We start from the raw sequence: 19637 nt of genomic DNA on the forward strand, positions 1-19637 counted from the left end.
TGAGTCGACGGCCATGAAGGCACTTGCTCCGACGCCCCTCCCGTACCAGTCCGTCACCTCCGCCCCTCCCCCGGCGGGCGGCATCTTCCGGCGCGCCGCCGCACTGATCGCCGACCGGGGCTGGTGCCATGGATCGGGGCTGCTCTACATCGGCTCCCCGCATCGGCCGCAGGCGGCCAGCCTGGCCGGAGCACTGCTGTGGGCCGCGACGGGGCACGCGGAGATCCACGATGCGTCCTCCCGGCGGGCCCTGTCGCTGCTGCGAGACCAGCTCGATCCACACGGCACGGCGCTGTTCGACGACTGGGAGTTGCTGTGCGCGTGGAACGACACGCCCTCACGCACTCGGGCCCAGACGGTCGCCTTGCTGATATCGGCGCACAACGCCGCGGCTTCCGACCGGGCAGCGGGGGCTCAGCCCAGCCAGGCGGCGCTCTCCCGGACCGTCTGAGCGAAGAACTCGGCCGGCTTCTCGACCACGTTCGTCAGATGACCGAAGAGTTCGAAGCTGATCAGGCCGAACAACTGCGTCCAGCACTCCACCAGGCGCGCGGCCGCCCAGCCCGGCAGCCCGTCCGAGGCGTCCTCGGCCACCAAGGCCATACGCCGCACCGGCCGCAAGGCTCCCTGTGACTCCGCCTCGCGGATCAGGCCGATCAGCACCCGGGCCACCCGGGCCGCCGGGGGCACCGTGGTCTGCGGAGCCTTGTAGTCGGGGACGGGAGAGCCATAGAGCAGGGCGTACTCCTGCGGATGCGCGACCGCCCAGTCCCGCACCGCCTCCCACGTAACCTGCCAGCGTTCAGCCGGCGCGCTGCCCCGCGGTGCGCCGGCCGCCGCGCGTTCGGCGCACTCACCGAGGGCGTTGAAGCCGTCCACTATGAGTGCTGTCAGCAGGTCGTCGCGGCTGGGGAAGTAGCGATAGACGGCCGAGGAGGCCATGCCGAGTTCACGCGCCACCGCCCGCAGCGAAAGGGCCGTGGCGCCATGGACCGCCAGCTGGCGCCGTGCCGAGCCCTTGATCTCCTGGACCAGCTCCTCGCGGGCACGCTCCCTGGCGGTACCTATGGCGTTCATTGCGTTGCTGGGCGAGGTCCCGTCAGGCACGTTCCCGCTCCTTTGTTCCACTCAATGGCATGCTCAATGCCTCTGTATGGCACGTTCTCTTAGGTTAGGGCCATGTTCACGGGTGGCGCCCGAGCGGCGCCGTGCCCCGGCCCAGAAGTTCTCCATGAAGGTTCGGACCAGCGACGTCTCGTTGCTCAAGGGAAGAACGGCCGGGGGGCGCCGCACTGCCTGACGAGGCGACGGACATGCCCGTGCCGGTGTTCATGCACCGCGGAAGAGCCACCGCGAAGCGCTTCGGCATTCCCGGCCACGGGTCCTGCCTGCAGGTCCTCGGCTCCGCGGAGCGCTGCTCCGTCGCAGCCACAGCATCACTGTGAGCATGGCAGGTTCACCCTGCAGGCCGGCTGGCGGCAGCCGCACGACAGGGAGCCAGCCGCTGGTCGCTGTGCACGTCATGCAGGGGGGCGACAGCCAAGTCCGGTCACCGATGTCCCGGGATCGCCCGGGGGGGGGACCGCGCGCCTCGGTCGATGCGGTGGGCAGGGCCCGCACCCCGGGGCAGCGGGTAGACACACCGCCGCGGAGCCCGCCGACGGCTGCCCCTGCGGCCGCCGCGTATCGGTCCCGCACCGGAGCCGGCGGCCGCCGCATCGAACGCCGCGCGCCCAGGCGGTGGACCGCTGATGGAACCGCTCCCGGCCCCGGGTACCTGCTGGGCGCGTCCCCAGGGCCGGTTTCGCCGCGGGCTTCGCCCGCCACGCCCCCTCGTAACCGGAGCGGTCACACCCCTCGTACCGGCAGCGGTAAGGCAGGCAGCCGCGCCGCCCGTGCTGATCAGTGAATGCGCCGCCGCCGCGACTCAGTCATGGAAGCGCGCCGCGAGAGCGGCGCCGCTCACGGTGCCGTCCACGATCCGGCGCAGGGCCTGGATCATCACCTGCTTCTCGTCGGTGCTCAGCTGACCGGCCGCCGCCGCGTCCATCGCAGTGTCGATCTCCTTCAGCTTCGGCAGCAGGTCCTGGCCCTGCGGAGTGAGGCCCAGATAGACCACCCTGCGGTCCACCTGCCCCGGCGTCCGGCTGACCATCCCGCGCTTGACGAGTGTGTCCACGATCCGGCTCGGACTGTTGCTCTCGCATACGATCAGCCGCCCCACCTCGGCGAGGGTGAGCGGCGGCCGCTCCGCCAGTACGAGCATGATCTCCGCCTGAGCCGGGGTCAGGTTCAGCGGCCTGAGCTGCCCGGCCATGTACCGGGAGCCCTCCCGCTGCGCCGCGAGCAGCAGGTAGCGCAGCTCCGAGTCGTCTTCGGGGCGCGCCGCAGCCGAGCCGTGCTCACCCGGTGGCGCGTGCGCAGCGGTCTTTCCGGTTGGCATGGCGACACCTCATTCAGGTTGTTGGGGCCGCACAACGCTCATCGTTGACGCGACATTAATACATCGATTATATCGATGATACGCCATGGATAGGGGCGACCGCAGCCCGCCGGTGCGAGCAGACGCAATCCCACCCACATCTTAAGTTTACCTAATTGATGTTGCAGCAACGATGCTGCAACATGCATGATGGATCATCGTTTACGGGACATCGATGTTGAGGCATCGATATTGTTCCGAGACGCTCCGCCCAGCCCACCGCACCCTCCTGGCAAAGGAAACGCGAATGACCGTGCAGGCCCTGGACATCGAACCGTTCGTTCTCGACGAGGCCGAGGTGGCCATCGCGGCCATCTCCCGCGGCGAGATGATCATCGTCGTGGACGACGAGAACAGGGAGAACGAGGGCGACCTGATCGTCGCGGCCGAGTACGCCGACGCCGCCGCCATCAACTACATGATCACTCGCGGCCGCGGGCTGGTCTGCCTGTCCGTCACGGAGGAGCGCGCCGCAGAACTGCGGCTGTCCCCGATGGTCGAACGCAACGAGGACCCCAACGGCACCGCCTTCACCGTCAGTGTCGACGCCGGCCCCGAGCACGGCGTGACCACCGGCATCTCCGCGCCGGACCGCGCCAAGACCATCGAGCTGGTACTCAAGGGCACCGGTGCGGACCTTCGCCGGCCCGGCCACATCTTCCCGCTGGTCGCCCGCCCGGGCGGCGTCCTGGAGCGCCCGGGTCACACCGAGGCGGCTGTCGACCTGGCGCGCTTCGCGGGGCTCGCCCCGGCCGGCGTCATCGTCGAGATCATCCTGGAGGACGGCGAGATGGCCCGTCTTCCCCAGCTGGTCGAGTTCGCCAAGAGCGAGGGCCTGGTCCTCACCAGCATCGAGAAGCTGCGGGAGTACGCCGCCGTCGAGAACGCGCAGGCGAAGTGAGCCGGATTGACCGGTTGATGTCCGGTGCCACGACTGCCGTCACCCGTCCGGCAGTCGTGCACCGGTACCTCGCCGGTGTCGAAGGCGGGCACCATGTGCCGACCAACGGGCCCTTCGTGCTGGTGTGCAACCACAGCAGTTTCGCCGACCACTTCGTGGTCGACGCGCTGCTGGACCTCCTGCGTGACGATCCCTCTTTCTACTTCCTGACCAAGGCGGAGGCCTTCGTCCATCCGCTGCGCGGCAGATGGACGACCTCGGTGGGGGGCATACCCGTCGACCGCGATCAGCCCGGCCGGGAACTGCTCGCCTCGGTGGAGCGCGTGTTCTCCGGGGGCAGCACGCTCGTGGTCTACCCCGAGGGCACCCGTGGCCCGGGGTGGCCGCTGCTCCCCTTCAAGGACGGCGCCTTCCGCTTCGCGGTACGGGCCGGTGTGCCGGTGATCCCCGTGGGTATGTGGGGCGTCCAGCACGTTCTGCCCAAGGGGGCGAACCTTCCCCGCCGCGGGGCCACCGCGCGCGTCGTGTTCGGGCCGCCGCTGGAGGTCGACCCCACGCTTCCCCGGCCGCAGCGTGTCGCGGCCCTCGGCAAAGCGGCCCGGGAAGCCCTGGAGTCCCTGGTCGAATCCGCCCGCAACCCCACACCGGAGCGCGACCGGCAGGCGGCACAGGAACTGGCCGACCTGGCCGAGGCGACGCTGGAGACGATGCTCAGCCGCACCGACACCCGGCCGGCCGCCCGCCGGATGCGTCAGGCCCGGCTCATGCTCGACCTGGCGGACCTGACCAGCCCCGGCAACATCGACGCCCGCGCCACACGGGCCCGGCTCACCGGGCTCCGCATGATGGACGCCGCGCTGCCCCGGCGCCTGGCCATGATGCCGAAGCTGCGCCGCGAGGCGCAGCGCGTCGTCGACGCCGACCCCGACCACCTGATGGCCAACTACCTGCTGGGCCGCTGGCATGTGTCAGCACCCCGGCCGCTCGGTGGCAAGCGGGAGCAGGGACTGCGGCACCTGCGGCATGTGGCCCGGATCGGAGCGCATGACACCCGCTACCCCATGGCCTACGCCGAAGCGCTGATGAAGACCGGCAACGATGCCGCCGCCGCGGAGGAACTGCGCGGCATCCTCAACGCCCCCGCGCCCGACGCGCGGACCGCGGACCGCAAACGCCGGGCCGCCGACCACTACACCCGACTGACCGCCGACGGCGGCCTTACCGCAACCCATGTGAGGTGAATCGCCGATGAGTTCGCCACCGGTCCTGCGGTGCGGCAACACACTGGTGGTCTTCGACGGGCCCCGTCGGCTCCTCTGGTCCACCTCGGACCCGCGGCACTGCACCCCCGCCGGGCTCTGGCCCGCTCCCGGGCAGGCCGCCGGGGTGCTCGACCACCTCGCCGCCGACGGCAACGTCCTGGTCCTGCTGGACCAGGAAAGGATCACCGTCCCGATGTTCGCCGACGAAGCGGCCCACATCCCCGAGGAGCTGGCCGCCCGGTTCACGATCACCACCGACGGTGTACTCAGCGAGCTGCACCTGACCGCCCTCGACTGGCTGCCGGAGCACCTCCGCCGGCGGGGACTGCGGTTCCTGCGGGACGCCGCCCGCCTCCTCGCGCGGGAGCACGACCTGCTTCTGCCGCCCCTGCTCGTGGAGGAGCCCGGCTCCGAACCGTCGAACCTGCGCTTCGCCCAGCTGCGCAGCGTGCGCCCGATCGACCAGGAACGCATCGCCCTGCTCAGCGACCGCCTTTTCGCCCAGGTGTCCACCGTGACTCCGCCACCCGCACCGGAGGTCTCTTCATGAACAGCGGCCTCGAACCGGCCGAAACCCCGGCCGCCCCTGCGGGCACCCTGGAGGGACGGGTCGTCGTCCTCACCGGCGCCGGGCGCGGCCTGGGCCTGCTGACCACGCGGACCCTGCTGGAGCAGGGCGCCCAGGTGATCGCAGGCCACCGGTCGCCCTCGGAGGAGCTGGCGCAGCTCGCCGACAAGTACGGCGACCGGCTGCGGCTCGTCGCCGGCGACGTCGCGCAGGAGGAGACCGCCGTCGCCCTCGTAGCCGCCTCCCAGGAGTTCGGGCGGCTGAACGTCCTGATCCACAACGCCGCCATCACCCGCGACCAGCCCCTGGTCCGGATGCCGGTGGAAGACTGGGAGGAGGTCCACCGGACCAACCTGCGCGGCGCCTTCCTCACCACCAAGCACGCACTGCGGAGCATGATGCGGGGCCGCTACGGGCGCATCGTCTACGTGTCCTCGATGGCCGCCACGCTCGGCAACCCCGGCCAGGCCGCCTACGCGTCCTCGAAGGCCGGGCTGCATGGCCTCGCACTGACCGTCGCCCAGGAGTACGCCGCCTACAACGTCCGCTCGGTCGTCCTCGCTCCGGGAATCCTGGACACGGGGCTGGGTGCGACCGTGCCCCCCGACCAGCTCAGCCACATGGTCCGCAACTCCCTGGTGGGCCTCGGCCAGGGCCAGCAGATCGCGGACACCATCGCCTTCCTGGCCGGCCCCGCGGCCGACTTCATCAACGGCACCGTCATTCGCGCCGACGGAGGAATGAGGTACTGATCGATGACCGCTCGCAGTTCGCAGGTCGTGGTCAACGCTCCCCTGCAGGTCGTCCGGCAGATCCTGCTGGAGCCCTCGGCCCTGGCCGACTGGAACCCCGCGTTCCTGTCGGTGAAGGCCCCGCAGACCGCAGCCGTCGGGCAGCGTTACCCCGTCTGGACTCGCGGCGCGCTGAAGGGATTCCTTGAGTACCGCCAAGTCACCGGCACCCTGATCGCGGCCCACTGGGAGGTGCCCGGCTTCATCGAGGACCACAGCTGGGAACTGCGCCCGCACCACAACCGCACCTACGTCAAACACCTCTTCAAGCACCGCGGCGCGCTGGCCGCGCTGCTCCGCCCGGCCTTCGCAGGCGTCGCCGAACTGCGGCTCGGCCGGCTGGCGGAGCGGGCGGAGGGCCGGGCAGCGGTCCGGGGGGTGTGAGACGCAGCCCGCCGCCACCGTCCCCTCACCGCCGGGTCCGCTCTCGCCTCTCGGCGAGCCCGGGCCTGTCCTGTCCGCACCGGCCGTCACGAAGCAGGTGGTCCCCACGGATACTCCCCGCGCCGTCGACCCGACGACCGCTCTCCCGCCACTGTCCGAACCCGGTGCCGCCTTCAGCGCCCCCTCCGCTCCGCCCTCGTACGCCAACAGCTGGGCGCAGCCGCTGGCGCTGCACCAGGCCGACATCGTCGGTGACCCCGGCGAACTGCACATCCTCCGCGGCCTGGACTGAGTCCCCCACCGTGGTGGGGGACCTCCTCGGCCGGAGCTGCCGTCCGGCCCCGGCCCACCGTCCGCCCTGTCCGTTCCGACCTCGGGAGACCTTCAGTGTCCGCCACCATCCCCGTGCTTCGCCCGTCTGTCGGACCGACGCATGCCCGCATCCTCGGAGTGGGTGGTTACCGGCCCTCCCGGGTGGTGCCCAACGATGAGATAGCGCAGCGGATCAACTCCAGCGACCAGTGGATACGGGAACGCTCCGGCATCGCCGAACGCCGCTGGGCCGGCCCGCACGAGACAGTCGCGCACATGGGCGTCGCCGCCGCGGGCAAGGCCCTGGCCGAAGCCGGCGTCACCCCCGACAAGATCGGCTGTGTGATCGTCGCGACTTCCACCCACTTCTTCCAACTGCCCGCCGTCGCCACCGAGATCGCCCACCAGATGGGCGCCGACCGGGCCGCCGCCTTCGACCTGTCCGCCGCCTGCGCCGGCTTCACCCACGGCCTCGCCCTGGCCGGCGACATGGTCCGCGGCGGCAGCGCCGAGTACGTCCTGCTGGTCGGCACCGAGCGGATGTCCGACCTCATCGACCACGATGACCGCCATACCGCTTTCCTCTTCGGTGACGGCGCCGGGGCGGTCGTGGTCGGCCCGTCCGACACTCCCGGCCTCGGCCCGGTCGTCTGGGGCGCCGACGGCTCGCAGCGTGAGGCCATCGACCAGTCCGTGTCCTGGCTCGATCTGCGCGGTGACCTGACCGTGCGCTTCCCCGCGCTCACCATGCAGGGGCAGACCGTCTTCCGCTGGGCCGTCTACCAGATGGCCGAGGCCGCCCAGCGGGCGCTGGACGCGGCCGGCGTCACCGCCGACCAGCTCGCCGCCTTCATCCCGCACCAGGCCAATCTCCGGATCGTCGGCGCGCTCGCCAAGACGCTCAAGCTGCCGGCCGGCGTCGTGGTGGCCCAGGACGTGATCCGCAGCGGCAACACCTCGGCGGCCTCCATCCCGCTGGCCATGGAGGACCTGCTGGCGGTGGGTGAGGCCCGCAGCGGCGGTCTGGCCCTGACCATCGGCTTCGGCGCCGGCCTGTCCTACGCCGGGCAAGTCGTCCTGCTGCCGTGAGTCTCCGCGCCCCCAGGCCAGGCCGAACCCTCATGACTCCAGCCCCTTCCACGTGCTCCGGGAAAGGAGAATCCGCCGTGCCCACCGCAAGATCACCTCGTGGATCGTGCGGGCCTGCGGCGCCCTCACCCCCGGTCAGGAGCAACGGCTCCTCGCCCGCCCCTGCGGGGAGGTGGTGCGGCAGGGGGCGGACCGGGGCCCGGTACCGGCCTTGTGACCAGCCCGCTTCCCCGGCCCTCCACCCGCACCGGACATGCGGCTCTCACAGTGTCCGGCGCCCCACGGATTCCCATGGGACCGCGCGGGTCACACCGCCACGGCCTTCAACGCCGGCATCGGCCTTGTCCGATCTCATCCGCCGCTCCCGCCCGCCATGGGGCGACAGCTCCAGCCGGGCCGGATGCCTCGCCGAGGGCGGTCTTGGCGGTACGGGCACGGCGCCGACGAAGCTCGCCGAGATCGGCGGGGCCGGCACGGACGATCCAGCGGTAGGGGGGACAGGTTTCCTTGCGGACGGCGGTGACCCAGCCACGGCGCACCCAGCTGTAAAGGGTGCTGATGGGCATGGACAGCTCGATGGCCAGGTCGGGGAGCCACCATTCATCGGTTCCGGGGGCCTCGCCAGGGGCGGGGCGCGGGCGGTTGCGGGTGGGGATGGGCGTGGTGGGCCGGACGTCCTCCCGAAGCAAACGCTGGACGGTGGCCAGGCCGATGCCGTCCACACGGCCGGGGGCCAGGGTGAAGCCTTCCTGGCCCAGGCGGCCGGTGATCTCGGGTGCGCCCAGGCCCTGGTAAGCCAGTTGGCCGATGCGGTCGAGGAGGAGCTGGCGGTAGCCGGACCGCTCGACGGGAGGGGCGCTCCGGCAGGGAGTCTCGACGAGCCCGGAGCAGAGGACGGTCAGCGGGGCGCGAGCGGTCAGCGCCTCAGTGGCCTGTTGGTGACACGGGTGTTCGGCCAGGGCGGCACCCAGCGATCGCAGGGCCCCCAGCACACCGGGGTGGTTCTTCTCCTCGGCTTCGGCCAGCAGGTACCAGCGCGGGGTGGTCGCCGCCTCCCGTCGTACGTGGGAGACGAGCCGGCGCGCCAGGCGCCGCACCGGGGCCGGGGCATCCTGCGGCCAGGGCACGCCGGCGGGGCCGACGGTCATCCCGGCAGCGCACGAACCCGGCCCGGCCGCTGCCCGCACCACGCCGGTGGCGAACAACCAGCCGTCCGGGGCGGCGAGCGCGGCGGACGGCCTGACTGTTGCCGCTCCGGCAGGGTGCCGGCCGTGCACGGTGACGGCGCACCACAGTGCCCGGGGCGTACGCGAGCGGAGCACAGAGACCTCCAGCACGCACATGCTGCCTCCTGTTTTGTTGATCCCGGCCGGTCGGGCACCGCCGAAACCGAGCCGTGTCGGTACGGTCCGTTCCCATGCCGCCGAAGGGTGGCGACGCTGGGTGTCATGGCCACGCTAGGAGGCCGCCCTTATGCGCCGCCTAGGCGGTCCGCCGCCCTATCGCTGTACGGCGCAACCGATTTCCAAGCGGGGCGCCACAGGTGGTGCCACGTCACGTGGCGTGGACCGTCGGCCCCGTCCCCGTCGGTTCCTGTATGCCTACGACGACGCCCGGACCCCGCAGACAGGAGCGCCCCCAGCCGGGGCTGCAGGCTGCACGCCACCGCGCACCAAAGACGCCGGAGGAGCCTGTGTCCTGGCTCCCGCCGACCGTGCCGGCGCATGGTTCCCGTCCCACAACCGAAGGAGAGTGTGGTGCCCGAGTACCCCGAACTGCCCATCCTGCCGAGCAAGCACGAGATGCATCTGTGGTTGACCACGGCCTTCGCCGACCGCCTCGTCGTCACCCCGCACATCTCCGGCGCACGCCCGGAGACGGAGGAGAGCCGGCAGGCCCTCGAACCGACCGCGCCCCCTGTCCGCCCCGGCCCCGGGCCGGCCCCGCAGCGCAGCCGTCCCCGCCCGCTCACCCGGACCGAGGCGGAGGGAGCCGCCGGTCGCCCGCGGCCGTCTCCAAGCGGCAGCCTGCCCTGAGCTGGCCGCGCCCGGGCCGGCAGACCGGCCTCCACCCCCGGGAGATCACCCGAGAACACGCCATCACCTGGATCGTCCACCACGGCTCAACGTCCGTCGGATGCTGGTCACTTCACCATCATCCAAGACCCCGAGAACAGCCTGCGGCCCCATAGTGTTCGGGCCCCTGCAGCGCCTTGCGGCGCGGGTCCGTTCCGGGGAGATCCCCTGGAAGCCGTTCATCGTCCCGGCCGATTGGCCTGCGGGCGCTGGAAGCCGGGCGGTTGAGTGATCCCCGTGCCGATCACCGCATCACCTGGGTGAAGCCGCGGTAAGGCATCCCCATCCGCTACGAGAAGACAGCCACCGCCCGCCTCGCAGGGCCCTTCGACCGGCCCGCACAATGCTCCGTAAGAAACCGCCTAGGCTGGTACCCGCAGAACAGCAGCGTGCGCGCCCTGACAGGAGGCAATACCGGTGAGTGAGAGCGACGGCACCGTGGTCACGGACGAGTCCGACGACCGGGGGGCGCTACGGCCGTCGCAGCGCCAGCAGCGCATCCTCACCCAGGTCATCAAGCAGGGCTCGGTGCGCAACGAGGAACTGGCCGAGCAGTTCGGGGTCAGCGTGATGACCATCCTGCGAGACGTCACCGCGCTGGACCGGCAGGGGCTGCTGCGCCGGACCCGCGGCGGCGCGAGCGTGGAGCCGTCGGCACTCTTCGAGAGCAGCGTGATCGTACGGCTCGAAAGCCAGGCCGCGGCCAAGCGCGCCATCGCCAGGGCAGTTCTGCAGTACGTCGAGCCCGGACAGGCGATCATGCTCGACGACAGCACCACCGGCATCCACTTCGCCCGCATGCTGCGCGACGCCGGCCCAGCAACCGTGATCAGCAATTTCCTGCCCATCATCCGTGAGCTCAAGGGCGCCCCCGGCATCCGTCTCATCGGCCTCGGCGGCATGTATCACGAAGCAGGCGACGCGTTCCTCGGCGGCATGACGGTTGACGCCATCCGCGGCCTCTCCGTCGACCTCACCGTGCTCTCGACATCTGCCATCACGGCAGGCACCTGCTACCACCAGACCCAGGACACCGTGTCGTTCAAACGCGCGATGATGGATGTCGCGGCCAAGCGGATTCTGTACGTCGACCACACCAAATTCGAACGCCGTGCCCTGCACGCCCTGGCCCCGCTCACCGACTTCGACCTCGTCATCGTGGACGAAGACACCCCGAAATCCGTCCTCAAAGACCTCTACGACCGCCAGGTCACCATCGAGGTCGCCAAAACCGGATGACCGCACGGCCGTTCCCGGACACACACCTGCGCACCGCCGAGCGCCCGACGCGGGGACCGAGTCGGCGTGCGACCGCGACCGGTGCGCGGGCAGCCGGAACGACGAAGTACTCGTCCACGCAACGAAATACCCTCCAGAGAGAGGAGGTTGTCGCCGAGGACCAGTACAGCAGGCCATGCCTTCTGGGTGCGCATCTGCAGGTGAAGTCAGAAGGACACGACGATTCCGATCGCGGGACGTGCAGAGCAGCGAAGCATCTTTGTGGCCCAGACAGTCAGCCGTACGAGGAAGTACTTGCGGGCGAGAAGACGGCGAACGCCTTCGGTACCAGCGGTGTCCAGCAGCACCGCCTCCCCCTCGGCTCTCGGAGCGTCATCCGCGACCCGGCCTCGCGCATTGCAGACTGCGACGACGACTCGGCTGTCGTTGCGGATCCTTCTTACTTTCCAGGCGTCAGGGGTGGTAGAGACGTACAGTTTCCCGCCATCGACCGCGTGCCAGACGGGCGTGGATACAGCTGTCCCGTCTTTGCGGTACGTCGTAAGGCTGACGTAGCGGCTGCGGCTCAGTTCGTCGAGGACGGTCATGATGGTCGCTTTCTTCCTGCGGGCAGTGAGGGGTGGCGGTTCGGACTGCTCGTCGTCCGCCAGGGTGAGAGTCGGAGCGGCAGGCAAGTTGCCGTTGCGCGTGGTCATCCCTCGGCCGGTGTCCGGCAGAAGGTTCCGCCGCATCGGTGTGCTCAGTGGCTAGGAGAGGAGCCTTGGGCGTGGTTGCCGCGGCAGCCGTGCCCGGTGAAACCGAGCGTCTGGAAGCAGGACTCGTAAGCGGCGGCGGAAACGCCATGTGTTGAGTCACAGAGCGGGTCCAAGGAGCCGGGCACATCGGAGGGGTGAACCTAGGAACCGGCCGGCGGCATGCCAGATGCAATGAGTGTCTCGCCGCCGCACCTGGGGCGGGCGAGTACGCGGGCCGGAAACCCGCCGAACGTGGCACGCGTCACCGGGGTGGCCAGCAAGGTCCAAGCTCATAGCGCTGTTCACCGAGCCGAACGACGTCCTTGCGCACGACATCCATGGGCTACTCCTTCAAGTCCCAGGTTGCTTCCAGAGGCGCCATCCGAGTCGAGTACCTCCGCATCACACGTCGCACCCTAGGAGCCGATGCCGTACAGCGGAATCCACAATGCCGCTGAATGGAACACGAAGGGAGGCAACGGCGGACCCTCTGCACGCCCTGGCCCCGCTCACCGGCTTCAACCTCGTCATCGTGGACGAACACACCCCGAAATCCGTCCTCAAGGACCTCTACGACCGCCAGGTCACCATCGAGGTCGCCAAAACCGGATGACCGCACGGCCGTTCCCGGACACACACCTGCGCACCGCCGAGCGCCCGACGCGGGGACCGGGTCGGCGTGCGACCGCGAGAACACGAAGGTGTGCTCCCCCTGATCCTGTCCTGCTCGCGGGACCCGTTGTGCTGCTTCACCACGTCAGTGACTCCTCCCCCGGATAAATCCGGGGGGCTTCTCCTGTCGTGGCTAGGCCACGTCGGGAAGGACCAGTCCGGCCCTGATAGCGACATTGAGTGCGCCGATGTCGTCGCCGTTGGCAGTGTGTCCGCACCGGGTGCACTCGAACTTCTCTTGCGTGGTGCGGTTCTCGCCGGACACGTGCCCGCAGGCGGGGCAGGTGCGGGAGGCATTGCGGGGGTCCACCGGGATCAGTACACGATCGGCGCTTTCAGCCTTGTGCGTGAGGATGCCCAGGAACACCCCCCAACCCGCATCATGGATGCTCTTGTTCACCCCGGCCTCGGCCGCCGCACCGTTCGGCAGAAAGCCGCCGGGCATGACGGGGTCGAGCTTGGGCTTGGGCGTGCGGACCATGTTCGCGACGCTCAGGCGCTCGTGTGCCATCACGTCGTAGTCGCGGACCATCGCAAGCACGGCCTTGTGTGCGTGGCCGTGCGCTGCCGCCTGACTCTGCGGTGCAGGCTGGCGACCTTCTCCACCGCCCGGCGATGCCTGGCGGTGCGGTTCTCCCGCTTCCGGCGCGGGAACGCCATCAACGCGCGCTGGGCCTCGGCAAGGGCATCGGCGTTGCGTTTTCCATGCCTCGGATTGGGCTGGTGCTCACCCCCGGAGGTGGTCAGGAAATGGGCTATGCCCATGTCGATGCCGCACGCGGCCCGGCACGGTCTTGACGCGGCCTTTCACCGCCCGGTGCCGGTGCACGCGGACGTGCCCGACACTTTGCAGCCGCACGCGGCTGACGGGGTCGTGCGGGGTGGACTCCCACCGGCAGCCGTCCCCGTCCTTGGGAAACTCGACCGTGTCGAACCAGTTCACCCCACGAAAACGCGGATAGCCGGGCGTCTCATCGGACTTGACCCGACGGAAGAACGCCGCGAACGCGTTGTCGAGGCGACGAAGAACGACGGCGACCACAAGGTGGGCATCTTCGACTTCAGGTGCGGAAACTCCGAGCGGAGCACGCGGGAGAGGAAGCCGGGCGCCGCGCCGGCCGCAGCGGTCTCCCTCACGCCTTCATAGCAGCGATGATCTTGGCGGTGAGGCGTTCGACGTAGTCGTCGCCCACGGGCGTCCTGATGACGGCCAGTCGCCAGTAAGTCGGACTGACCAGGAAGTCCAGGCCGAGTTCGATATCGGCGTCAGCGGGCAGTTCCCCGCGTTCGATGGCCCGGTGAAGAATACGGGCGGCATTTTCGCGTCGAGGGGTGCGGATACCCGCCAGCAGGGCCTCGGCGAGTTCTTCGTTACGTGTCGTCTCGGCCAGCAGGTCGGGGACGATGCGGGAGGCCAACGGGTGGCTCAGGGCGGCCATGGTGTCGCGGACGAACTGGGCGACGTCGTCGTGCAGGTTTCCCATGTCAGGGGCGCGTACGTACGCGAGGGCCGCCTGCGAGGCGAGCTCGGCCGTCATGGCCTGCTTCGAAGGCCAGCGGCGGTAGACGGCGGCTTTGCCGGCGCCGGCCCGTCTCGCGACGGCCTCGATGGAGAGCTTGCCGTATCCGACGGCGGCGAGCTCTTCGAAAAAGGCGATCTCCAGAGCGCGCGTCACATCTCCCTGCAGGACGGGGCCACCCGGGGGCCGCTTCGCGGCAGGTACGGATCTGGCGTTCATGCGACAACCCTACACGAGACGGAACGGTTGCGTCTCGCATGGTGCGGGAGTACCGTCCTTCTCAGTCGAGGCGGAACGGTTCCGTCTCGACTAGCGAGGGGATGTGCCCAATGAAGTTTCTTTTCGACAACGAGTCCTTCTCGTTCGAGACGCTGCGCGCGGCAGGGTTCGCCAACTACGGCGGCGCCGACCTGGGCGAGATCATCACCACTGCACAGAAGATCACGGAGGGCGACGAGGCGAGCTGGCACCGGGCGTGGAAGGCGACGGCCGAGCGGGTCCAGGCCATCGGAGAGCAGGCCCTGGCCGACGGCCACCGCCTGAGCGCGCGTGAGGCGTTTCTGCGGGCGTCGAACTACTACCGCACCGCCGAGTTCTTCCTGCGCGAGAACCCCGCCACCGACCCGGAGGTCACCCTGCTGTCCTCCCGCTCGCACGACGCCTTCGCCACCGCGGCCGGACTGTTCGACACTCCGGTCAAAACGGTGGACATCCCCTACGAAAACACCACGCTGCCCGGCTATCTCTTCCTGGTCGACGATTCCGGCGCCCCCCGCCCGACCGTGGTGTACACCAGCGGCTACGACTCCACCCTGGAGGAGTCCTACTTCGCCATCGCCGCTGCCGCCCTGCGTCGCGGTTACAACGTGCTGGCCTTCGACGGGCCCGGCCAGGGCGCCGCACTGCGCGAGCAGAAGCTGGTGTTCCGCCCCGACTGGGAAGCGGTGACGACTCCGGTCATCGACTACGCCGTGAGCCGTCCCGAGATCGCCGACGACAAGATCATTCTGTTCGGGTACAGCCTGGGCGGCTATCTCGTAGCACGCAGTGCGGCGTTCGAGCACCGCATTGCCGCGCTCATCCTCGACGACGGCATCCACGACTTCCACGCCGCTTTCGACCGGATGCTGCCGCCCGCGCTGACCCAGTGGATCGATGAGGAACGAGACGACGTCGCGGTCCCGGTCCTGACGATGCTCACCGGCGCCAGCACCCAGGTGCGCTGGGCACTGCGCAACGGCGTCTGGGCGATGGGAGCCGAGTCCTTCGCCGACCTGGTCCGCAAGACCCGGGCATACACCCTCAGCGGCATCACCGACAAGATCACTGCTCCCACACTGATCATGGACGCCGAGAACGACCAGTTCCTCAAGGGTCAGCCGCACGAGGTCGAAAAGGCCCTCACCAACGCCTCCGCCACCCTGGTCACCCTCACCGAGGCCGAGGGAGCCGGCGAGCACTGCCACATGGGCGCGATGGGCCGCGCCCATCAGACCATGTTCGACTGGCTCGACTCCACCCTCCCCGCCACCGTCTGACCAGCCCACGCCCACCAGGCGGCCGGCGTCGGGACGTGCCTCGGACGACACGGCTGTGCCCGCCGCCCCGGGCCGACCACGCACGGCACGGCGGCGGGAAGCTCCGAAAGGGGAAGGTCATGCCCGTGACGCCCAGGCCCACCCGGCCCCGGCTCACGGCGGTACCAACCGGACGGTCGATCGCTGGTTTGACCTTGACACCGTGTCAGGGTCTAGCGTCGCCAAGAAGAGAGCCGGGGTGTGGCCCACCGCCACCGGACGCTGCCAATTCCCGCGAAACGTTTCCCGGCCCCGCGCGTCCGCTCCCGCACCATCGATCCGCGGCCGACCGACCTGTAGGTGCGGCGGCCCTTGGGAGGAACTATGCGCGCTGTTGTGCTGTCCGCTTTCGGCGGTCCCGGAGAACTCTCGGTCGCGGAGGTGCCGGATCCCTCTGCTCCTGCTCCGGGGTTCCTGGTGATCCGCACGACAGCCGCGGGAGTCAATCCGGTAGACGTACGGACACGGGAAGGGGGCCATGCCGCACGCAGCAGCGTCCCGCTGCCGATGATCCTCGGCTGGGACCTGTCCGGCATGGTGACCGCGGTCGGCGCAGGGGTCACGGCCCTGCGGCCAGGCGACCGCGTGATGGCGATGTCAGCACAACTCGCCACCGGCCGCGGCACATACGCCGAGCTGGTCGCTCTGCCTGCCGAGGTCGTCGCCAAGGCGCCGGCCACCATCCCCTTGTCGGAGACCGCCGGAATGCCGCTCGCCGCCCTGACCGCCGACCAGGCCCTGGAGCTCCTCGCCCTGCCGACCGGTTCGGCGGTTGTAGTGACCGGAGCGCTCGGCTCGGTGGGTGGCTTCACCGTCCAGTTGGCCCGGCTCCGCGGTCTCAAGGTCACCGCCCTGGTCCGCAGCGGGCCGATACCAAGGCCGCCCTGGCGCTGGGCGCGGCGGAGGTCGCCGTGGGCAAGATCCCTGACCGTGCCGCGGACGGTCTTCTGGAGACCGCGGGCATCGCTGATGCGATCAGCGGCGTACGCGATGGCGGCCGAGTGGTGTCCGTGGTGCCCACTCGTACACCGGCCGGCGAGCGCGGAATCACTGTGGAGACCTCGTTCGTCCAGCAGGACGGCCGCCGGCTCGCCCAGCTGGCGAAGCTGGTGGACCAGGGCGAGCTCAGGGTGCGTCCCGCCGCCCGCAGGTTCGGCTTCGCAGAGGCCGCCGAGGCCCATCGGCGGCTGGCGGCCGGCGGGGTCCGCGGCAAGATCCTCCTGGTGCCGTAGACCCGCCGTGCTCAGCCTGCCGTGGGGGTCGTCCGGCGGTCCGCCGCAAGCCCTTGGAGGTACTGGGCCACCAGGCGCCTGCTCTCCCCGAGGTCGCGCAGCTTCTCATCCAGCGCCCGCAATTCCTGCGTCAGGGTGTCGCGGACCCTGCCACAGGGCGTGAAGACCGATTCCGCGCCGTTCACACAGGGCAGCAGGCTCTTGATGCTGTCCAGCTTGAGGCCGGATGCGTTCAGCGCCCTGATCGCGGTAGCTGTCTGCACCTCGTTCTCGCCGTAGTCGCGGTATCCCGCCGGGGTCCGCTCCGGACGGAGCAGCCCCTCCTGCTCGTAGTAGCGCAGCATCCGCTCGCTCACCCCGGTTCTCCGCGACACTTCACCGATCCGCACCGTCTCGTTGCCTTCCTCGCTTGACCTTCGCACCGCTGTCAAACTTTACGCTCGGCAGCACGAGGGAGAGACTCCGGTCGCCGCTCGGCCGGAGTCGGGAACCGATGAGCATCCTGCTCCGGTTCTTCGCCGTCTTGTCTGCCCAGGAGAACTGCATGCCCACGCTGAAAGTCATCATCGCCTCCACCCGCCCCGGCCGGGCCGGACTGCCCATCGGCACCTGGATCACCGAAGTCGCCCGGAAACACGCGGGGTTCGACACCGTCGAAGTGCTGGACCTTGCGGAGATCGGCCTGCCGCTGATGAACGAGCCCAACCATCCCCGCCTGCGCCAGTACCAGTTCCCGCACACGCTGGCCTGGTCGCGGCAGGTGGACTCGGCGGACGCCTTTGTGGTCGTCGCCCCGGAGTACAACTTCTCCATCAGCGCCCCGCTGAAGAACGCATTCGACTACCTGTCCGCCGAGTGGGCGTACAAGACGATGGGCCTGGTTACCTACGGCGGGATCTCGGGAGGGATGCGCGCGGGGCAGGCGATCCGGGGAATCTCCGGGGCCCTGCGGGTCACGGTGGCCACCGAAGGCGTCGCCCTGCCGATGGTGTTTCCGCAGATCAAGGATGGCGTGTTCACTCCCGCCGAGGGGAACCTACTGGCCGCGACAGCCATGCTGGACGAGCTCGTCACGTTGGACCGCGGACTGTCACCGCTTCGGGAGCCGGCCGGCTCCGGACCGTATGACCACCCGAACACCTGATCGTCCGCTCCGCGCGCCGCACCGGACCCCGGGCAGAACGGGCCCCAGCGCCGGCCAGGGGCCGTACGAAAACGAAAGGACCCCTGGTGGCCCCCACACCCACGACTCCTCCTGCCCCCGTACGTTCCGCCTACGGGCGCCATCCTCTCCAACACGGCTTCCTCCACCGTGCCCCTGGCGCTGCCCCTCGCGGCACCGTTGTCGTCATCCACGGCGGGTTCTGGCGCAGCGGGCTCGGCAGCGGCCAGCTCAGGCCACTGGCTGAGTCCCTGGCCGCCGAGGGATGGAACGCCTGGGAGATCGACTACCGCACCGTGGGCGCCGACGGCGGCTGGCCGGAGACGTTCGACGACATCCTGGCCGCGGTGGAACACCTCGCCGTGCTGAGCCGCGACCTCCGCTTCAGGCCGGGCCTCGTGGTCACTCTGGGGCACAGCGCCGGCGGCCAGCTGGCCGTCGCGGCCGCCGCGCGCCTCGTGACCGGGCACGGCGATGGCGTCCGAGTCGCCGGTGCCGTCTCCTTGGCGGGGGTCCTCGACCTGACTCAGGCGGTGAAGGACGACCTCGGCGACGGTGCGACACCCGGCTTCCTCGGAGGCAGTCCGGAGGAAGCGCCCGAGCGGTATGCCGCGGCCGATCCGTGCACCCTGGCCGAACACTCGTCATGGCCGGTATGGGTGCGGTCCGTTCACGCCGAGGCGGACTCGATGGTGCCCATCGCGCAGAGCGTCCATTTCACGGACGTCGCGCGTGCGGCCGGCTGGGACGCCGAACTGATCCCAGTGGAGGGCGATCACTTCACGGTCGTGAGCGCCACCGATGCCAGCTGGAGGAAGACGCTCAACGCACTCGGCGAACTGCCCACCCAGGCTGGCTGGAAACCGGCTGGGTGATGACCCATGACCGCACCCTCGCGACGCCGTCTGTCATCCCCGCCGATACCCTCGCCGCCGCCCCGCAGCCCGTGCTCCCCGCCGCCGGAGGCCTGCTGTTGCACCCTGGGACACCGCCGACGCCCCAGTGTTCCTCGCCGTGTACCAGGACCGTGGGATCGAGCCTCGGCACACGCGTCGGCCCGCATCCGGGACCCGATCCGCGAGTGGTTCGACGGGCTACGTCCTCAACAGGATCGTGTGGAAGTTCCGTACAGGGACCGCTTGGCGGGATGGGCCCCAGCGGTTCGGTCCGTGGGCCACGCTGCACACCCGCTTTCGCCGGTAGGCGGCGGACGGGACGTTCGAGCGGATGCTCCACGCCGCCCAGGCGGAGGCGGAGGCAGACGCGGCCGGCGACATCGACTGGTTGGTGTCGGTCGGCTCCACCGTCGCCCGCGCCCACCAGCACGCCGCCGGAACCCGAAAAGGGGGCTCCTCAGCCCGGCCCTCGGACGCTCTCGAGACGGCCTGACCAGCAAGATTCATCTGGCCTGCGAGGGCGCGGGATCAGCCACACCATCCCCGAGCGAGCAGACCAGGTCCGTAGCCGGTTGAACCGCGGCGGCCGCGGCGGACGGCCACCGGCCTTCGACCGCGACGCCTACAAGCGGCGCGACGTGGTGAACGCTGCTTCAACAGACTGAAGGTGCGACACGAAGTCGCACACGTTAAGTGGGAAAGCCACGAAGGGAGCGAAAGCGTGCTGACCCCGGATTAGTG

Annotated in this window: 21 protein-coding genes and 4 pseudogenes; 17 read left to right on the forward strand and 8 right to left on the reverse strand. The window is 70.0% G+C overall.

Annotated features, from left to right (window positions below; all coding sequences use genetic code 11):
- The first annotated feature begins 13 nt into the window (after positions 1–13).
- Entirely contained in the window at positions 14–451 is a 438-nt protein-coding gene (locus tag KVT44_RS46220) for a hypothetical protein (protein ID WP_190174234.1), read from the forward strand.
- On the opposite strand, the gene KVT44_RS46225 is transcribed toward KVT44_RS46220, so the two are convergent.
- Both KVT44_RS46225 and KVT44_RS46230 read right to left on the reverse strand, forming a co-directional pair.
- The gene (locus tag KVT44_RS46225; protein WP_190174262.1) at positions 415–1077 is read right to left on the reverse strand and encodes a TetR/AcrR family transcriptional regulator; all 663 of its coding nucleotides are present in this window, start codon (positions 1075–1077) and stop codon (positions 415–417) included. The two genes, KVT44_RS46220 and KVT44_RS46225, sit on opposite strands and share 37 nt — an antisense overlap.
- Positions 1078–1927: 850 nt before the next feature.
- Entirely contained in the window at positions 1928–2443 is a 516-nt protein-coding gene (locus KVT44_RS46230; RefSeq protein WP_217574193.1) for a MarR family winged helix-turn-helix transcriptional regulator, read from the reverse strand.
- A gap of 286 nt (positions 2444–2729) precedes the next feature.
- Between KVT44_RS46230 and ribB the strand changes: the two genes are divergently transcribed.
- The 7 genes from ribB (at position 2730) to KVT44_RS46265 (ending at position 7789) form a co-directional block, all read left to right on the forward strand.
- Positions 2730–3383 carry a 3,4-dihydroxy-2-butanone-4-phosphate synthase gene (gene ribB / locus KVT44_RS46235; protein ID WP_217574194.1) on the forward strand — a complete coding sequence of 218 codons (654 nt, stop codon included), beginning with the start codon at positions 2730–2732 and terminating at the stop codon, positions 3381–3383.
- Positions 3384–3400: 17 nt separating this feature from the next.
- Positions 3401–4624, forward strand: coding sequence for a lysophospholipid acyltransferase family protein (locus KVT44_RS46240; RefSeq protein ID WP_217574195.1), 1224 nt, complete (start codon positions 3401–3403; stop codon positions 4622–4624).
- A gap of 7 nt (positions 4625–4631) precedes the next feature.
- On the forward strand, positions 4632–5195 hold the full coding sequence (locus KVT44_RS46245) for a hypothetical protein (protein WP_217574196.1): 564 nt from the start codon (positions 4632–4634) through the stop codon (positions 5193–5195).
- Positions 5192–5965, forward strand: a complete 774-nt coding sequence (locus tag KVT44_RS46250) for an SDR family NAD(P)-dependent oxidoreductase (RefSeq protein ID WP_217574197.1) — start codon at positions 5192–5194, stop codon at positions 5963–5965. The genes KVT44_RS46245 and KVT44_RS46250 overlap by 4 nt, the downstream gene beginning before the upstream one ends.
- 3 nt (positions 5966–5968) lie before the next feature.
- Entirely contained in the window at positions 5969–6388 is a 420-nt protein-coding gene (locus KVT44_RS46255) for a hypothetical protein (protein WP_217574198.1), read from the forward strand.
- 97 nt (positions 6389–6485) lie between these two features.
- Positions 6486–6680: a hypothetical protein gene (locus KVT44_RS46260; RefSeq protein ID WP_190174226.1), complete on the forward strand. Its 195-nt coding sequence runs from the start codon at positions 6486–6488 to the stop codon at positions 6678–6680.
- A gap of 107 nt (positions 6681–6787) precedes the next feature.
- On the forward strand, positions 6788–7789 hold the full coding sequence (locus KVT44_RS46265; RefSeq protein ID WP_190174261.1) for a beta-ketoacyl-ACP synthase III: 1002 nt from the start codon (positions 6788–6790) through the stop codon (positions 7787–7789).
- Positions 7790–8112: 323 nt separating this feature from the next.
- On the opposite strand, the gene KVT44_RS46270 is transcribed toward KVT44_RS46265, so the two are convergent.
- Positions 8113–9132 (reverse strand): hypothetical protein, encoded by a 1020-nt coding sequence (locus KVT44_RS46270; protein ID WP_217574199.1) that lies wholly within the window; start codon positions 9130–9132, stop codon positions 8113–8115.
- A 414-nt stretch (positions 9133–9546) separates the two neighbouring features.
- Here KVT44_RS46270 and KVT44_RS46275 point away from each other — a divergent pair, with 414 nt between their 5' ends.
- Together KVT44_RS46275 and KVT44_RS46280 are read left to right on the forward strand one after the other, a co-directional pair.
- On the forward strand, positions 9547–9825 hold the full coding sequence (locus tag KVT44_RS46275) for a hypothetical protein (RefSeq protein ID WP_217574200.1): 279 nt from the start codon (positions 9547–9549) through the stop codon (positions 9823–9825).
- A 456-nt stretch (positions 9826–10281) separates the two neighbouring features.
- On the forward strand, positions 10282–11103 hold the full coding sequence (locus KVT44_RS46280; RefSeq protein ID WP_229889569.1) for a DeoR/GlpR family DNA-binding transcription regulator: 822 nt from the start codon (positions 10282–10284) through the stop codon (positions 11101–11103).
- 206 nt (positions 11104–11309) lie between these two features.
- Here KVT44_RS46280 and KVT44_RS46285 read toward each other — a convergent pair whose 3' ends face one another.
- Entirely contained in the window at positions 11310–11690 is a 381-nt protein-coding gene (locus KVT44_RS46285; RefSeq protein ID WP_217574215.1) for a PPOX class F420-dependent oxidoreductase, read from the reverse strand.
- 595 nt (positions 11691–12285) lie between these two features.
- Between KVT44_RS46285 and KVT44_RS46290 the strand changes: the two genes are divergently transcribed.
- On the forward strand, positions 12286–12450 hold the full coding sequence (locus tag KVT44_RS46290; protein ID WP_217574202.1) for a hypothetical protein: 165 nt from the start codon (positions 12286–12288) through the stop codon (positions 12448–12450).
- A 192-nt stretch (positions 12451–12642) separates the two neighbouring features.
- Here the strand turns inward: KVT44_RS46290 and KVT44_RS46295 are convergent.
- From KVT44_RS46295 to KVT44_RS46305, 3 genes and pseudogenes are all read right to left on the reverse strand, one after another.
- Positions 12643–13536 (reverse strand): annotated as a pseudogene (locus tag KVT44_RS46295) (RNA-guided endonuclease InsQ/TnpB family protein); the annotation flags it as partial.
- Positions 13527–13604: pseudogene (locus KVT44_RS46300) on the reverse strand (IS200/IS605 family transposase); the annotation flags it as partial. The pseudogenes KVT44_RS46300 and KVT44_RS46295, both read right to left, overlap by 10 nt.
- 38 nt (positions 13605–13642) lie before the next feature.
- Positions 13643–14248, reverse strand: a complete 606-nt coding sequence (locus KVT44_RS46305; RefSeq protein ID WP_190174224.1) for a TetR-like C-terminal domain-containing protein — start codon at positions 14246–14248, stop codon at positions 13643–13645.
- Between the two features lie 110 nt (positions 14249–14358).
- Between KVT44_RS46305 and KVT44_RS46310 the strand changes: the two genes are divergently transcribed.
- The 3 genes and pseudogenes from KVT44_RS46310 (at position 14359) to KVT44_RS59060 (ending at position 16838) form a co-directional block, all read left to right on the forward strand.
- Entirely contained in the window at positions 14359–15567 is a 1209-nt protein-coding gene (locus KVT44_RS46310) for a S9 family peptidase (protein ID WP_217574203.1), read from the forward strand.
- Positions 15568–15930: 363 nt separating this feature from the next.
- Positions 15931–16146: pseudogene (locus KVT44_RS59055) on the forward strand (NADP-dependent oxidoreductase); the annotation flags it as partial.
- 371 nt (positions 16147–16517) lie between these two features.
- Positions 16518–16838 carry a zinc-binding dehydrogenase gene (locus KVT44_RS59060; RefSeq protein WP_308314299.1) on the forward strand — a complete coding sequence of 107 codons (321 nt, stop codon included), beginning with the start codon at positions 16518–16520 and terminating at the stop codon, positions 16836–16838.
- Between the two features lie 11 nt (positions 16839–16849).
- Here KVT44_RS59060 and KVT44_RS46320 read toward each other — a convergent pair whose 3' ends face one another.
- Positions 16850–17260 carry a MerR family transcriptional regulator gene (locus KVT44_RS46320; RefSeq protein ID WP_308314300.1) on the reverse strand — a complete coding sequence of 137 codons (411 nt, stop codon included), beginning with the start codon at positions 17258–17260 and terminating at the stop codon, positions 16850–16852.
- On the opposite strand from KVT44_RS46320, the gene KVT44_RS46325 reads away from it, so the two are divergent.
- The 3 genes and pseudogenes from KVT44_RS46325 to KVT44_RS59065 form a co-directional block, all read left to right on the forward strand.
- Positions 17248–17982, forward strand: coding sequence for an NADPH-dependent FMN reductase (locus KVT44_RS46325; RefSeq protein ID WP_254650814.1), 735 nt, complete (start codon positions 17248–17250; stop codon positions 17980–17982). The genes KVT44_RS46320 and KVT44_RS46325 overlap by 13 nt on opposite strands.
- A gap of 86 nt (positions 17983–18068) precedes the next feature.
- Complete coding sequence (locus KVT44_RS46330) at positions 18069–18875, forward strand: S9 family peptidase (protein WP_217574205.1); 807 nt, start codon at positions 18069–18071, stop codon at positions 18873–18875.
- Positions 18876–19098: 223 nt separating this feature from the next.
- Positions 19099–19424, forward strand: a pseudogene (locus KVT44_RS59065) (transposase); the annotation flags it as partial.
- Positions 19425–19637: the final 213 nt, after the last annotated feature.

The sequence above is a fragment of the Streptomyces sp. GbtcB7 genome, from assembly GCF_019091445.1.
Classification (GTDB): domain Bacteria; phylum Actinomycetota; class Actinomycetes; order Streptomycetales; family Streptomycetaceae; genus Streptomyces; species Streptomyces mirabilis.

What these genes read in the sequence shown, in the direction of transcription:
- KVT44_RS46290 (WP_217574202.1), top strand. Translation starts at nt 12,286, where the DNA reads ATGCCGCTGAATGGAACACGAAGGGAGGCAACGGCGGACCCTCTGCAC.
- KVT44_RS46305 (WP_190174224.1), bottom strand. Translation starts at nt 14,248, where the DNA reads ATGAACGCCAGATCCGTACCTGCCGCGAAGCGGCCCCCGGGTGGCCCC.
- KVT44_RS46245 (WP_217574196.1), top strand. Translation starts at nt 4,632, where the DNA reads ATGAGTTCGCCACCGGTCCTGCGGTGCGGCAACACACTGGTGGTCTTC.
- KVT44_RS46270 (WP_217574199.1), bottom strand. Translation starts at nt 9,132, where the DNA reads ATGTGCGTGCTGGAGGTCTCTGTGCTCCGCTCGCGTACGCCCCGGGCA.
- KVT44_RS46230 (WP_217574193.1), bottom strand. Translation starts at nt 2,443, where the DNA reads ATGCCAACCGGAAAGACCGCTGCGCACGCGCCACCGGGTGAGCACGGC.
- KVT44_RS46225 (WP_190174262.1), bottom strand. Translation starts at nt 1,077, where the DNA reads ATGAACGCCATAGGTACCGCCAGGGAGCGTGCCCGCGAGGAGCTGGTC.
- KVT44_RS46220 (WP_190174234.1), top strand. Translation starts at nt 14, where the DNA reads ATGAAGGCACTTGCTCCGACGCCCCTCCCGTACCAGTCCGTCACCTCC.
- ribB (WP_217574194.1), top strand. Translation starts at nt 2,730, where the DNA reads ATGACCGTGCAGGCCCTGGACATCGAACCGTTCGTTCTCGACGAGGCC.
- KVT44_RS46250 (WP_217574197.1), top strand. Translation starts at nt 5,192, where the DNA reads ATGAACAGCGGCCTCGAACCGGCCGAAACCCCGGCCGCCCCTGCGGGC.
- KVT44_RS46285 (WP_217574215.1), bottom strand. Translation starts at nt 11,690, where the DNA reads ATGACCGTCCTCGACGAACTGAGCCGCAGCCGCTACGTCAGCCTTACG.
- KVT44_RS46310 (WP_217574203.1), top strand. Translation starts at nt 14,359, where the DNA reads ATGAAGTTTCTTTTCGACAACGAGTCCTTCTCGTTCGAGACGCTGCGC.
- KVT44_RS46255 (WP_217574198.1), top strand. Translation starts at nt 5,969, where the DNA reads ATGACCGCTCGCAGTTCGCAGGTCGTGGTCAACGCTCCCCTGCAGGTC.
- KVT44_RS46240 (WP_217574195.1), top strand. Translation starts at nt 3,401, where the DNA reads ATGTCCGGTGCCACGACTGCCGTCACCCGTCCGGCAGTCGTGCACCGG.